Below are 14,228 nucleotides of genomic sequence, written 5' to 3' on the forward strand. Positions count from 1 at the left end.
TTACACTATTTCCGTGGCCGTAGCCTGCGGCCACTTTTCTTTTTTTAATTCGATAAGCACAGGATAAGCATGCTCGATCCCAATCTGCTGCGTACCGAGCCAGACGCAGTCGCAGAAAAACTGGCACGCCGGGGCTTTAAGCTGGATGTAGATAAACTTCGCGCGCTTGAAGAGCGTCGTAAAGTTCTGCAGGTGCAAACGGAAAACCTGCAGGCGGAGCGCAACTCCCGATCGAAATCCATTGGCCAGGCGAAAGCGCGCGGGGAAGACATCGAGCCATTACGCCTGGAAGTGAACAAACTCGGCGAACAGCTGGATGCCGCAAAATCCGAGCTTGAAGCGCTGCTGGCGGAAATCCGCGATATCGCGCTGGCGATCCCGAATATTCCTCACGATGACGTGCCGGTTGGCCGTGACGAAAACGACAACGTTGAAGTCAGCCGCTGGGGCACGCCGCGCCAGTTCGATTTTGACGTGCGCGATCACGTGACGCTGGGTGAAATGCACGGCGGGCTGGATTTTGCCGCCGCCGTTAAGCTCACCGGTTCGCGCTTCGTGGTGATGAAAGGCCAGCTGGCCCGTCTGCACCGCGCCCTGGCGCAGTTCATGCTGGATCTGCACACTGAACAGCATGGCTATAGCGAAAACTATGTCCCGTACCTGGTAAACCAGGACACCCTGTATGGCACCGGCCAGCTGCCGAAATTCGCCGGCGACCTGTTCCATACTCGTCCGCTGGAAGAAGAGGCTGACAGCAGCAACTACGCGCTGATCCCGACGGCGGAAGTGCCGCTGACCAACCTGGTGCGTGATGAAATTATCGATGAAGACGATCTGCCGATCAAAATGACCGCCCATACGCCGTGCTTCCGTTCCGAAGCGGGTTCTTATGGTCGCGACACCCGCGGTCTGATCCGTATGCACCAGTTCGATAAAGTTGAGATGGTGCAGATTGTCCGTCCGGAAGACTCCATGGCGGCGCTGGAAGAGATGACCGGCCACGCCGAGAAAGTGCTGCAGCTGCTGGGCCTGCCGTACCGTAAGGTCGCACTGTGCACCGGCGATATGGGCTTCAGCGCCTGCAAAACCTATGACCTCGAAGTGTGGGTCCCGGCGCAGAACACCTACCGTGAGATCTCTTCCTGCTCTAACGTCTGGGATTTCCAGGCGCGTCGTATGCAGGCTCGCTGCCGCAGCAAGTCCGACAAGAAGACCCGTCTCGTTCATACCCTGAATGGTTCTGGCCTGGCGGTTGGTCGTACGCTGGTGGCGCTGATGGAAAACTATCAGCAGGCCGATGGCCGTATCGAGATCCCGGAAATCCTGCGCCCGTATATGCGCGGCCTCGAATATATCGGTTAATTTTTACCATCTCCCTTAAAAGCGCCTGCGGGCGCTTTTTTTACACCCTTATTGATACCGGGCAATAATCCCTTCCGCGAATGCAGTGATACTCCCTTTGGATTAAATCAGCATAAAAAACCAATAATATTTCAAAGCGTTATATATATGACTATATAGCGCTTATCAGTTTATTGTGAGCAACCAAAGCGAGTATCCATGAAAATTAAAGCCCCCGATGCTTTACTGGCTGCTGAGGTAAGCCGCCGTGGTCTGATGAAAACCACGGCAATAGGCGGCCTGGCGCTGGCCAGCAACGCACTAACGTTACCCTTTTCCCGTATGGCCCATGCCGCCGACACGCCAGCCCCGGCCAGTGAGAAGGTGGTCTGGAGCGCATGCACCGTCAACTGCGGTAGCCGCTGCCCGCTGCGCATGCACGTGGTGGATGGCGCGATTAAATACGTTGAAACCGATAATACCGGTGACGATAACTATGACGGCCTGCATCAGGTGCGCGCCTGCCTGCGCGGACGTTCTATGCGCCGCCGGGTTTATAACCCCGATCGGCTGAAATATCCCATGAAGCGCGTAGGTAAACGCGGTGAGGGTAAATTCGAGCAAATCAGCTGGGAAGAGGCTTTCGATATCATCGCCAGCACGACGCAGCGGCTGATTAAAGATTACGGCAACGAGTCCATCTATCTGAACTACGGCACCGGCACGCTGGGTGGCACGCTGACCCGCTCCTGGCCGCCGGGGAAAACCCTGATTGCCCGTTTGATGAACTGCTGCGGCGGGTATCTCAATCATTACGGCGACTATTCATCCGCGCAGATTGCTGCCGGGTTGAATTACACTTACGGCGGTTGGGCAGATGGCAACAGCCCGTCGGATATTGAAAACAGCCAGCTGGTAGTGCTGTTCGGCAACAACCCCGGGGAAACGCGGATGAGCGGCGGCGGGGTGACCTACTACCTTGAGCAGGCGCGCCAGAAATCCAATGCCCGGATGATCATTATCGATCCGCGCTATACCGACACCGGCGCCGGACGCGAAGATGAATGGATCCCGATTCGCCCCGGCACCGATGCGGCGCTGGTATCGGGTCTGGCGTGGGTGATGATCACCGAGAATCTGGTCGATCAGCCGTTCCTCGATAAATACTGCGTGGGATACGACGAGAAAACGCTGCCCGCCGGTGCGCCAGCCAATGGTCATTACAAAGCTTACATTCTTGGCGAGGGCACTGACGGTATCGCCAAAACGCCGGAGTGGGCCTCGACGATTACCGGTATTCCGCGTGAACGCATTGTTAAACTGGCGCGCGAAATTGCCACCGCTAAACCGGCCTATATCAGCCAGGGCTGGGGGCCGCAGCGTCATGCCAACGGCGAAATCGCCACCCGGGCTATCGCGATGCTCGCCATTCTGACCGGTAACGTCGGGATCAACGGCGGCAATAGCGGCGCGCGCGAGGGCTCCTACAGCCTGCCGTTTGAACGTATGCCGACGCTGGAGAATCCTGTTCAGACCAGCATCTCGATGTTTATGTGGACCGATGCGATTGAGCGTGGTCCGGAAATGACCGCCCTGCGCGATGGGGTGCGTGGCAAAGATAAGCTCGATGTGCCGATCAAAATGATCTGGAATTATGCGGGCAACTGCCTGATCAACCAGCACTCTGAGATCAACCGCACCCACGAAATCCTGCAGGACGATAAGAAGTGCGAGATGATTGTGGTCATCGACTGTCATATGACCTCGTCAGCGAAATACGCCGATATTCTGCTGCCGGACTGCACCGCCTCTGAGCAGATGGATTTCGCGCTAGATGCCTCCTGCGGCAACATGTCCTACGTCATCTTTGCCGACCAGGCCATTAAGCCGCGTTTCGAATGTAAAACCATCTATGAGATGACCAGCGAGCTGGCGAAGCGCCTTGGCGTCGAGGAGAAATTTACCGAAGGCCGTACCCAGGAAGGCTGGATGCGCTATCTGTATGAGCAGTCGCGCAAAGCGATTCCCGACCTGCCGGATTTCGACACCTTCCGTCAGCAGGGCATCTATAAGCAGCGCGATCCGCAAGGTCATCATGTGGCCTACAAAGCCTTCCGTGAGGATCCGCAGGCTAATCCGCTGACCACGCCTTCGGGCAAGATCGAAATTTACTCGCAGGATCTGGCGAAAATCGCCGCCACCTGGGAGCTGCCGGAAGGGGATGTTATCGATCCGCTGCCGATCTACACCCCGGGTTTCGAAAACTACAACGATCCGCTGACAGCGAAATACCCGCTACAGCTCACCGGCTTCCACTATAAATCTCGCGTCCACTCGACCTACGGCAACGTCGATGTACTGAAGGCCGCCTGCCGGCAGGAGATGTGGATTAACCCGATCGATGCCCGCCAGCGCGGCATTGCCAACGGCGATCGCATTCGTATCTTCAACGACCGTGGGGAAGTGCATATCGAAGCGAAGGTGACGCCGCGCATGATGCCGGGCGTCGTCGCGCTGGGGGAAGGGGCCTGGTATAACCCGGATGCCGCGCGCGTGGATCAGGCGGGCAGCATTAACGTACTGACCACCCAGCGCCCCTCGCCACTGGCGAAGGGAAACCCGTCGCATACCAACCTCGTCCAGGTTGAGAAGCTGTAAGGAGTAACCGATGACAACTCAGTATGGATTTTTTATTGATTCCGCCCGTTGCACCGGTTGCAAGACCTGCGAACTGGCCTGTAAGGACTACAAAAATTTGACCCCGGAGGTCAGCTTCCGCCGCATCTATGAATATGCCGGCGGCGACTGGCAGGAGGATAACGGCGTCTGGAATCAGAACGTGTTCGCCTATTACCTCTCCATCGCCTGTAACCACTGCGAAGATCCAGCCTGCACCAAAGTCTGCCCGAGCGGTGCGATGCACAAGCGCGAAGACGGTTTTGTGGTGGTCAACGAAGAGGTCTGCATTGGCTGCCGTTACTGCCATATGGCCTGTCCGTACGGCGCGCCGCAGTATAACGCCGATAAAGGCCATATGACTAAGTGCGACGGCTGCCACGAGCGCGTCGCCGAAGGGAAAAAGCCGATCTGCGTCGAGTCCTGCCCGTTGCGGGCGCTCGATTTCGGGCCGATTGCCGAACTGCGCGCTAAGCACGGCCAGCTGGCGGCGGTGGCGCCGCTGCCTTCGGCGCACTTTACCCGGCCGAGCATCGTGATCAAACCTAACGCCAATGCCCGGCCGTGTGGCGATACCACTGGTTACCTGGCGAACCCGAAGGAGGTGTGAGATGGGAAACGGATGGCATGAATGGCCGCTGATGATCTTTACGGTCTTCGGCCAGTGCGTCGCGGGCGGCTTCATCGTCCTGGCGCTGACGCTGATGACGGGTAAGCTTCCCCGTGAGCAGGAGCAGCGCGTGGTGGGCAGCATGTTCGGCCTGTGGGTATTGATGGGGATCGGGTTTATCGCCTCGACAATGCACCTCGGTTCGCCGCTGCGGGCCTTTAACTCGCTCAATCGCGTGGGGGCCTCGTCGCTGAGTAATGAGATAGCCAGCGGGGCGATCTTCTTCGCCATTGGCGGGATTGGCTGGCTGCTGGCCGTGTGCAAAAAGCTGCCTGCCGGACTGCGTAGCCTGTGGCTGGTAGCGACCATGGCGCTGGGGGTGATCTTCGTCTGGATGATGGTGCGGGTCTATAACACCATCGACACGGTGCCGACCTGGTATACCGTCTGGACGCCGCTGAGCTTCTTCCTGACACTGTTTATCGGCGGCCCGCTGCTGGGCTATCTGCTGCTGCGCGTCGCAGGCGTCGACGGTTGGGCGATGCGCCTGCTGCCGGTGGTCACTTTGCTGGCGCTGCTGGCGAGTATTGTGGTGGTCCTGATGCAGGGGAGTGAACTCGCCACTATCCGCAGCTCAATTCAGCAGGCCTCCGCCCTGGTGCCGGATTATGGGCTGCTTATGGCCTGGCGCGTGGTGCTGCTGGCGCTGGCCCTGGCCTGCTGGTGCGTACCGCAGATTCGCGGCCGCAAGCCGGCGCTCTCGCTGCTCGGCCTGGCGTTTGTTCTTGTGCTGGCGGGAGAGATGATTGGCCGCGGCGTATTCTATGGTCTGCATATGACCGTCGGGATGGCTATCGCCAGTTAATCAGCGTCATCATGCCGGCGCAGGCGTGCCGGCATGATGAAAACGTGCTGTTGATAGATGAAATTTTTCGACTGAAATTAACGCCGGGATTTATTAATAAATTAAGAAAAACAATAGCGTATTATTTGTTGCCTCACCTTTCCCCCTTCTGTGGATAAAAAACTTCTATCGTGCCCTGCAAAACCGCATCAGGCCTGATTTCAGGTGGATTGACAATGTTTTTAGCGGTGGCATGATGCGCTCGCGATCTGAACATTCCTCACGGTTTTTACCCATGACCATCTACACCCGGCCAGTGCAAATGCTGCTCTGTGGCCTGCTTTTACTGACCCTGGCGATAGCGGTGCTGAATACGCTCGTCCCGCTGTGGCTCGCCCATGAAAATATGCCAACCTGGCAGGTCGGCATGGTGGGGTCATCTTATTTTACCGGCAACCTGGCCGGTACGTTGCTTGCCGGCTGGGTGATCAAGCGCCTGGGGTTTAACCGCAGCTATTATCTCGCGTCGTTAATCTTTGCCGTCGGCTGCGTAGGGCTGGGGATCACCGTGGGCTTCTGGACGTGGCTGAGCTGGCGGTTTATCGCCGGCGTAGGCTGCGCGATGATTTGGGTGGTAGTGGAAAGCGCGCTGGTCTGCAGCGGCACTTCTCGCAGCCGCGGTCGTCTGCTGGCGGCGTACATGATGGTTTATTACGTTGGTACCGTACTCGGCCAACTGATGGTCAGTAAACTACCCACTGATTTAATGAGCGTCCTGCCGTGGGTGACGGGCCTGGCGCTGGCGGCGATCCTGCCGCTGCTGTTTACCCGCATTATGGGGCAGGCCGAAGAGCCGCATGAAACGGTACGGATCTGGCCGATGCTTAAGCTGCGCCAGGCGCGCCACGGGGTCAATGGCTGTATTATCTCGGGGATTGTCCTCGGTTCGCTGTATGGCCTGATGCCGCTGTGGCTGAACCATCAGGGCGTCAGCGACGCCGGCATTGGCTTCTGGATGGCGGTGATGGTGAGCGCGGGGATCCTCGGCCAATGGCCGGTAGGGCGGCTGGCAGACCGCTACGGTCGCCTGCTGGTGCTGCGGGTGCAGGTTTTTGTGGTGATTCTGGGATGTCTGGCGATGCTCAGCCAGGCGGCAATGGCGCCGGCGCTGTTTGTGCTTGGGGCATCCGGTTTCACGCTGTATCCGGTGGCGATGGCCTGGGCCTGTGAGAAAGTGGAGCACCATCAGCTGGTGGCGATGAACCAGGCGCTGCTGATGAGCTATACCATCGGCAGCCTGCTGGGCCCGACGCTGACGGCGATGCTGATGCAGAACTTCTCGGATAACCTGCTGTTTATCATGATCGCCAGCGTGTCGTTTATCTATCTGCTGACCCTGCTGCGCAAAGCCGGGCATCATCCAACGCCGGTGGCGCACGCCTGATCCTGTAACGCGCAGCGCATGCTGCGCGTCATCCGCTTCAATTACCTAAGCTTGCTGCTGCACAGCCAACCTGCCGCTTTGCATGAGAAACGGCTGGACGGACACGGCTTCCCACGCCGTTGCAGGCCGGCATAGGTGCTTCACCGGCCCGGGTGGGATTAGTACATCACTTTATGACCATACTGCTCAAGGATGCCTTTTACCCGCTCCATGGTCTCTTTCTTCGGCGGATGGACGCCGTCCAGCTTGTATTCTTCGCCCATCGCTACCCATTTGTGTTTGCCCAGCTCATGGTATGGCAGCAGCTCGATTTTTTCGACATTGCCCATATCGCGGGTAAATTCACCCAGGCGGTGCGCGGAGTCATCATCGTCTGACCAGCCCGGAACCACCACGTAGCGGATCCAGACATTGATATTCTTCTTCGCCAGATACTGGGCGAATTCCAGCGTACGATGGTTAGAGACGCCGACCAGGTTCTGGTGAATCTCATCATTCATCTGCTTGAGATCCAGCATCACCAGGTCTGTTACCTCCAGCAGTTCGTCGATAACCGGATCGTAGCGACGGACAAAGCCGTTGGTATCGAGACAGGTATGAATACCTTCTTTCTTACAGGCGCGGAACCAGTCGCGAACAAACTCCGCCTGCAGGATCGCCTCACCGCCCGATGCGGTGACGCCGCCGCCGGAAGCATTCATAAAGTGACGATAGGTCACCACCTCTTTCATGAGCTCTTCAACGGTGATTTCTTTGCCGCCGTGGGTATCCCATGTATCACGGTTATGGCAGTACAGGCAACGCATCAGGCAGCCCTGGAAAAAGGTAATAAAGCGGATGCCCGGGCCATCAACGGTGCCACAGGATTCAAAGGAGTGAATGCGACCAATAACTGACATTGCGGTGTTTTCTCCAGATGTGGCCCATCCGGGGCCGTGTTGGTGCACAGCTCAGCGGCTGTGTCGAGTCTGTTTTGACAGATACCCAAAGTATAGATAACTGGCAAAGCAGGCTAGGGCGGGGATTGCTTGTTAAAAAGGCCCCACTGATGTGGGGCCTTTATTGTACGCTTTTTCAGTCAGACAGGGAATTACATGGTCTGAGTGAAGGTACGGGTAATAACGTCCTGCTGCTGTTCTTTAGTCAGGGAGTTAAAACGTACAGCGTAGCCAGATACGCGGATGGTCAGCTGCGGATATTTTTCCGGATTTTCCATCGCGTCGAGCAGCATTTCGCGGTTCATCACGTTCACGTTCAGGTGCTGACCACCTTCGATGGACGCTTCGTGGTGGAAGTAACCATCCATCAGACCCGCCAGGTTGGTCTTACGAACTTCGTCATCTTTACCCAGTGCGTTCGGTACGATAGAGAAGGTGTAAGAGATACCATCTTTCGCGTAAGCAAACGGCAGTTTCGCTACGGAGGTCAGAGAGGCAACAGCGCCTTTCTGGTCACGACCGTGCATCGGGTTAGCACCTGGTCCGAACGGCGCGCCAGCGCGACGACCGTCTGGGGTGTTACCGGTTTTCTTACCATATACCACGTTAGAGGTGATGGTCAGAACAGACTGAGTCGGAATCGCGTTGCGGTAGGTGTGCAGTTTCTGAATTTTCTTCATGAAACGTTCAACCAGGTCAACGGCCATGTCATCGACGCGAGCATCGTTGTTACCAAACTGCGGATATTCGCCTTCGATTTCGAAGTCAACAGCCAGACCGTCTTCGTCACGAATCGGTTTAACTTTCGCATATTTGATAGCAGACAGGGAGTCAGCAGCAACGGACAGACCCGCGATACCACACGCCATGGTGCGGATAACGTCACGGTCGTGCAGCGCCATCAGAGAGGCTTCGTAGCTGTACTTGTCGTGCATGTAGTGGATGATGTTCAGCGCAGTGACGTACTGTTTAGCCAGCCAGTCCATGAAGTGATCCATGCGCTCCATGACTTCGTCGAAGTTCAGGACGTCGCCTTTGATCGGTTCAGATTTCGGACCCACCTGCATTTTCAGTTTTTCATCCACACCGCCGTTGATAGCGTACAGCATGGTTTTCGCGAGGTTGGCGCGAGCACCGAAGAACTGCATTTGCTTACCAACAACCATCGGGCTTACGCAGCATGCGATAGCGTAGTCGTCGTTATTGAAGTCCGGACGCATCAGGTCATCGTTCTCATACTGCAGAGAAGAGGTATCGATGGACACTTTAGCCGCGAATTTCTTGAAGCTCAGCGGCAGTTTTTCAGACCACAGGATAGTGATGTTCGGCTCCGGAGACGGCCCCATGGTGTACAGGGTGTTCAGGAAGCGGAAGCTGTTTTTGGTCACCAGAGTACGGCCGTCAACGCCCATACCGCCGATGGATTCCGTTGCCCAAATCGGGTCGCCGGAGAACAGTTCATCGTATTCCGGGGTACGCAGGAAGCGAACCATACGCAGTTTCATGACCAGGTGGTCAACCATTTCCTGCGCGTCTTGCTCGGTGATTTTACCCGCCTGCAGGTCACGTTCGATGTAGATATCCAGGAAGCTGGAGGTACGACCGAAGGACATTGCCGCGCCGTTCTGAGATTTCACGGCAGCCAGGTAACCGAAGTAGGTCCACTGGATAGCTTCCTGAGCGGTGGTTGCCGGACCGGAGATGTCGTAGCCATATTTAGCCGCCATCTCTTTGATCTGGCCCAGCGCACGGTGCTGTTCAGCAATTTCTTCACGCAGACGGATGGTCGCTTCCAGATCTTCGCCGCTTTCCAGTTTCGCTTGCAGAGAGTTGAACTGGGCGAATTTGTCTTTCATCAGGAAGTCGATACCGTACAGCGCAACGCGACGGTAGTCACCGATGATACGACCACGGCCGTAAGCATCCGGCAGACCGGTCAGTACGCCGGATTTACGGCAGCGCAGGATGTCCGGAGTATAGACGTCGAAAACGCCCTGGTTGTGAGTTTTACGGTACTCGGTGAAGATTTTTTTCAGCATCGGGTCCAGTTCGCGATTGTACGCTTTGCAGGAACCTTCAACCATTTTAATACCACCAAACGGGATGATCGCACGTTTCAGCGGCGCTTCGGTCTGCAGACCAACGATTTTTTCCAGACCTTTCTCGATATAGCCTGCGTCGTGAGAGGTGATGGTGGAAGCCAGGGCAGTGTCAAAATCAACAGGCGCGTGAGTGCGGTTTTCCTGTTTTACACCTTCCATTACGGTGTCCCACAGCTTGGTGGTCGCTTCAGTCGCGCCAGCCAGGAAGGATTCGTCGCCTTCATATGGGGTGTAGTTTTTCTGAATAAAGTCACGGACGTTGACTTCATTCTGCCAGTCACCTTTCGCAAAACCTTCCCAGGCTGTGGCTAACTTTTCATTAAGCTCGGACATGTAACACCTACCTTCTTAAGTGGATTTTTTATTTACTGCCTGAAACAACCCTTAGTGATGGTCGTTGCCACGCAGGTAAATGACCCAGTATGTCAACCCGACCAGCAGACCCCCGCCGATAATGTTCCCGATAGTTACCGGAATCAGGTTATCAGTGATGAAGTTCATAACGGTCAAGTGAGAGAAACTTTCCGGAGTCGAACCGATTGCGGTCCAGAATTCCGGGCTTGCAAAGTTGCGGATTACGATACCCATCGGGATCATAAACATGTTGGCGATGCTGTGCTCAAAGCCGCTGGCAACGAACATCGCTACCGGCAGGACCATGATCATCGCTTTATCCATCAGGCTACGACCGGAATAGCTCATCCATACGGCGAGACAAACCATCAGGTTAGCGAGGATACCCAGGCTCACGGCCTCCACAAAAGTATGGTGCATTTTGTGGTCAGCGGTCTGCAGGACATTAAGCCCCCAACCGCCGTTGGCAGTCATATATTCGCCTGATAACCACATCAGCAGCACAAACAGCAGTGCGCCCACCAGGTTACCAAAATAGACGTTGAGCCAGTTTTTTGCCAGTTGCCCCCAGGTAATTCGACCGCTGGCTTTCGCCACCACGATCAATACCGTAGAGGTAAAGAGGTCAGCGCCGCAGATAACGCACAGAATCAGACCCAGGGAAAAACAGACCCCACCGATAAGCTTGGCAATCCCATAAGGCATCGCGGCAGTGCCGGTGGTCGCGGTGATATAGAATACGAAAGCGATGGAGATGAAAACGCCAGCGGTGATCGCCAGATAAAAGGTCTTCATCGGATGCTTCGTTGCTTTATAGACACCTGCTTCTTCGGCGACTTTCGCCATCGCGGCAGGGAGCAAAAGATCAAAAGGGTTGTCAGCTTTCACACTAACTCTCTCTTTATATAAGTTGGCGGTGAGATACTAACAAAGCATTATAGAAGGGAAATTGATATAGATCATATCTCACCGGAACTATATGCCTTTTTAGTGTGTGGTTTTTGTGATTTATTGAATTAACTGATTGAATATTATGAGGAAAATAAATTTTAAAATTTATAAATTATGTTGAATTTTTTCGTTTTCACGCCATTTATTGAGTTAATTAATATGGAGTATTTTATTTAAAATTAACGAATGGTAAATGTTATAAGCGCGTTATTTACTATTAATTAACTTTACAACTACAAACTATAGTGGCCACCTCGTCAGGTGAAATCAACGGAGCCACATTGGGCTCCGTTGTTGGCAACGACGATGGCGCGCTTAGGGCTTATTTTGCCCAGAACGCCGCCTTCGCCCGCTGCAGTTTTTCATAAGCCTTCAGTAGCGACTGATGGGCCGGGAAGGCCTGCAGATCGCTGTCGACAGCCTGGAGGCCATAGAACGGCGCTTCCCCGCTCAGCGCCGCGCTGGCGGCTTCGACCGCCTCGGCGCCGTACATACGGATGAAGGCGTTCAGGTATTGCAGCGGCTGACGCTCCTCTTCCTGGCTCAGCAGCAGCAGGGTCTGCAGGCAGCGATAGTAGTTAGCACGTTCGGCGCTGAAGACCGAAGCGTTGAATTCCATGGTCCACTCGGTCCAGACCAGCGCCTGCTCCAGATCGCCGCCGGCCAGGGCCAGCATGGCTTTCAGCTCCCCGACGCGCAGGGTATACCAGCCGTTGTCTTTGCCGGTGGCGAGGCCCAGCAGTTCGCGAACGCGGGTGAAATCATCCAGACCCTCATCGTCCATCTGCTCGATCAGCGCCAGGTAATCTTCTTTTTCCCACTCGCTGCCCGGCAGGGACAGAATGGTGTCGCGCAGATGAGCGCCCATGCTGTTGTTCGCCAGCCACAGATCTTCCGCTGGGTAAATATCCGACATCCCCGGGACGATGATACGGCAGGCGTAAACGCCCAGGTGCTCGTAGTCGGCGATATATACTTCTTTATCTTCGGCCTTGAAGATGGCCATCAGGGTGGCGAACTCTTCTTCTGTGGTGCCGGAGAAGCTCCAGTCCACGAACGGATAGTCGGCATCCTGCTTGAACATATCCCAGGAAATCAGGCCGCTGGAGTCGATAAAGTGGGTTTCGAGGTTAGCGTGCTCGGCGACTTCTTCATCGTCGAAGGTCGGCGGCGTGAAGACGTCGAGATCTTTCAGGCTACGGCCCTGCAGCAGTTCGGTGACCGTACGCTCCAGCGCCACGCCGAAGTCCGGGTGGGCGCCGAAAGAGGCGAAGCAGGTGCCGTTTGCCGGGTTAAACAGCACGACGCAGATAACCGGATACTTGCCGCCCAGCGAGCCATCATAGGCAAAGATCGGGAAACCTTCGGCTTCCAGTTTGGCGATCGACTCCACGACGCCCGGATAGCGCGCCATGACCTCCGCCGGGATCTCCGGCAGGCTGATGCTTTCGGCGATGATGCGATTTTTGATGTGGCGCTCAAAGACTTCGGACAGGCCCTGCACGCGAGCTTCATTACGGGTGTTGCCGGCGGACATGCCGTTGGAGACATACAGGTTGCCGACGATATTCATAGGAATATAGACCGTTTCGCCGTCGGACTGGCGGGTAAAGGGCAGGCCGCACACGCCGCGCTCATCATTACCGGATTGCAGATCCACCAGCATGCTGGCCGTCAGCTGATCGTCCGGATCGTAGAACGCGCGCAGACGAGCATCCAGCAGGCCTTCCGGGACCTCGTCGTCTTCGGTCAGCGGGAACCACTTTTCGTTCGGGTAGTGAACGAACGGGCCATTAGCGATAGTGTCGCCTAACCAGAAGTCAGCGAAAAAATAGTTGGTGGACAGGCGCTCGAAATATTCGCCCAGCGCGGAGGCGAGGGCTGCCTTTTTGGTGGCGCCTTTACCATTAGTAAAGCACAGCGCGCATTCCTTATCGCGAATGTGAACGGACCACACGTGCGGCACCGGGTTCAGCCACGAGGCCTCTTCGATATCAAATCCGAGGTCGAGCAATTTTTGCTGGAAGCGAGCGATGGAATCTTCCAGGGCGGCATCTTTGCCGGGAATAAACGTTTGGGTCATGGCGATCACTTTTGTCGTACGGAAAGCGCGCAATGATACGGCTTTTATCTGACAGGTGCTATCTCCATCATCTGGCTATGCTTAGAGACATCTTTTAATGCTCAGGGAGATGATAATGAAAGCCTTTGACTGGCAGCGGATGGCGCTCGATAAAGTGCCGGTGGAATTTCTCGGCGAGGTGGCGCTGCGCAGCCTCTACACCTTCGTTCTGGTCTTTATTTTCCTCAAAATTACCGGACGGCGCGGCGTGCGGCAGATGTCGCTGTTTGAGGTGCTGATTATTTTGACCCTCGGTTCGGCGGCGGGGGACGTGGCGTTTTATGACGATGTCCCGCTGTTGCCGGTGCTGGTGGTCTTCGTCACGCTGGCGCTGCTTTATCGCGGCATCATGTGGCTGATGGGGCATAGCGAAAAGCTGGAGGATCTGCTGGAGGGGAAACCTATCGTGGTGGTGGAGGAGGGGCAGTTGGCCTGGGAGAAACTGCATGCGGAAAATATGACCGAATTCGAATTTTTTATGGAGCTGCGGGTCAACAGCGTCGAGCAGCTCGGCCAGGTGCGGCTGGCGATCCTTGAAACCAACGGCCAGATCAGCGTGTTTTATTATCCCGATGACGAGGTGAGGGCCGGGTTGTCGATCCTCCCGACGCACTGCACCACGCGCTATACCACTATTCCTCAGGAAGGGATCTACGCCTGCGTACGCTGCAGCATCGTGATGGCGATGCAGGCGGGAGAAAAGCGAATATGTCCCCGCTGCGCAAATGCAGAATGGTCGAAGGCCAGCCGGGCGAAACGGCTCACCTGACAGCAAATATGTCGGTTTTATTACGTCAAGCCGATAGATTCTGTTGTGTGACGGCCGCCGCGTTTTGCCGTCGGCGA

10 protein-coding genes are annotated in these 14,228 nt (G+C 55.8%); 6 read left to right on the forward strand and 4 right to left on the reverse strand.

The genetic code is table 11. The annotated features are described in order from the left end of the window. The first annotated feature begins 69 nt into the window (after positions 1–69). The 5 genes from serS (at position 70) to CE636_RS24115 (ending at position 6,915) form a co-directional block, all read left to right on the forward strand. Positions 70–1,362 carry a serine--tRNA ligase gene (serS, locus tag CE636_RS24090; RefSeq protein ID WP_004201371.1) on the forward strand — a complete coding sequence of 431 codons (1,293 nt, stop codon included), beginning with the start codon at positions 70–72 and terminating at the stop codon, positions 1,360–1,362. Between the two features lie 198 nt (positions 1,363–1,560). After that, a complete protein-coding gene (gene dmsA / locus CE636_RS24095) occupies positions 1,561–3,999 on the forward strand; it encodes a dimethylsulfoxide reductase subunit A (protein WP_017899440.1) in 2,439 nt (812 codons plus the stop codon). 10 nt (positions 4,000–4,009) lie between these two features. Then, positions 4,010–4,627, forward strand: coding sequence for a DMSO/selenate family reductase complex B subunit (locus CE636_RS24100; RefSeq protein WP_004201375.1), 618 nt, complete (start codon positions 4,010–4,012; stop codon positions 4,625–4,627). 1 nt (position 4,628) lies between these two features. Further along, positions 4,629–5,492, forward strand: a complete 864-nt coding sequence (locus tag CE636_RS24105; RefSeq protein WP_017899441.1) for a dimethyl sulfoxide reductase anchor subunit family protein — start codon at positions 4,629–4,631, stop codon at positions 5,490–5,492. Positions 5,493–5,766: 274 nt separating this feature from the next. After that, positions 5,767–6,915, forward strand: coding sequence for an MFS transporter (locus CE636_RS24115; protein ID WP_004201378.1), 1,149 nt, complete (start codon positions 5,767–5,769; stop codon positions 6,913–6,915). Positions 6,916–7,073: 158 nt separating this feature from the next. Here CE636_RS24115 and pflA read toward each other — a convergent pair whose 3' ends face one another. The 4 genes from pflA to ycaO all read right to left on the reverse strand — a co-directional run bounded on the left by pflA (position 7,074) and on the right by ycaO (position 13,343). Beyond that, on the reverse strand, positions 7,074–7,814 hold the full coding sequence (pflA, locus tag CE636_RS24120; RefSeq protein ID WP_002898145.1) for a pyruvate formate lyase 1-activating protein: 741 nt from the start codon (positions 7,812–7,814) through the stop codon (positions 7,074–7,076). A 191-nt stretch (positions 7,815–8,005) separates the two neighbouring features. Beyond that, a complete protein-coding gene (gene pflB / locus CE636_RS24125; RefSeq protein ID WP_004201379.1) occupies positions 8,006–10,288 on the reverse strand; it encodes a formate C-acetyltransferase in 2,283 nt (760 codons plus the stop codon). Positions 10,289–10,339: 51 nt separating this feature from the next. Further along, entirely contained in the window at positions 10,340–11,197 is an 858-nt protein-coding gene (focA, locus tag CE636_RS24130) for a formate transporter FocA (RefSeq protein ID WP_004201380.1), read from the reverse strand. A gap of 385 nt (positions 11,198–11,582) precedes the next feature. Next, on the reverse strand, positions 11,583–13,343 hold the full coding sequence (gene ycaO / locus CE636_RS24135; protein WP_025999161.1) for a 30S ribosomal protein S12 methylthiotransferase accessory factor YcaO: 1,761 nt from the start codon (positions 13,341–13,343) through the stop codon (positions 11,583–11,585). Between the two features lie 115 nt (positions 13,344–13,458). Here ycaO and CE636_RS24140 point away from each other — a divergent pair, with 115 nt between their 5' ends. Beyond that, a complete protein-coding gene (locus tag CE636_RS24140) occupies positions 13,459–14,151 on the forward strand; it encodes a DUF421 domain-containing protein (RefSeq protein WP_004201382.1) in 693 nt (230 codons plus the stop codon). Positions 14,152–14,228: the final 77 nt, after the last annotated feature.

The organism is Klebsiella sp. LY (genome assembly GCF_004010915.1).
GTDB classification, from domain to species: domain Bacteria; phylum Pseudomonadota; class Gammaproteobacteria; order Enterobacterales; family Enterobacteriaceae; genus Klebsiella; species Klebsiella quasipneumoniae.

Bases quoted from the DNA above. Each gene is read 5' to 3' on its own strand.
- dmsA (WP_017899440.1), top strand. From the start codon at position 1,561: ATGAAAATTAAAGCCCCCGATGCTTTACTGGCTGCTGAGGTAAGCCGC.
- pflA (WP_002898145.1), bottom strand. From the start codon at position 7,814: ATGTCAGTTATTGGTCGCATTCACTCCTTTGAATCCTGTGGCACCGTT.
- CE636_RS24115 (WP_004201378.1), top strand. From the start codon at position 5,767: ATGACCATCTACACCCGGCCAGTGCAAATGCTGCTCTGTGGCCTGCTT.
- pflB (WP_004201379.1), bottom strand. From the start codon at position 10,288: ATGTCCGAGCTTAATGAAAAGTTAGCCACAGCCTGGGAAGGTTTTGCG.
- ycaO (WP_025999161.1), bottom strand. From the start codon at position 13,343: ATGACCCAAACGTTTATTCCCGGCAAAGATGCCGCCCTGGAAGATTCC.
- CE636_RS24140 (WP_004201382.1), top strand. From the start codon at position 13,459: ATGAAAGCCTTTGACTGGCAGCGGATGGCGCTCGATAAAGTGCCGGTG.
- CE636_RS24100 (WP_004201375.1), top strand. From the start codon at position 4,010: ATGACAACTCAGTATGGATTTTTTATTGATTCCGCCCGTTGCACCGGT.
- CE636_RS24105 (WP_017899441.1), top strand. From the start codon at position 4,629: ATGGGAAACGGATGGCATGAATGGCCGCTGATGATCTTTACGGTCTTC.
- serS (WP_004201371.1), top strand. From the start codon at position 70: ATGCTCGATCCCAATCTGCTGCGTACCGAGCCAGACGCAGTCGCAGAA.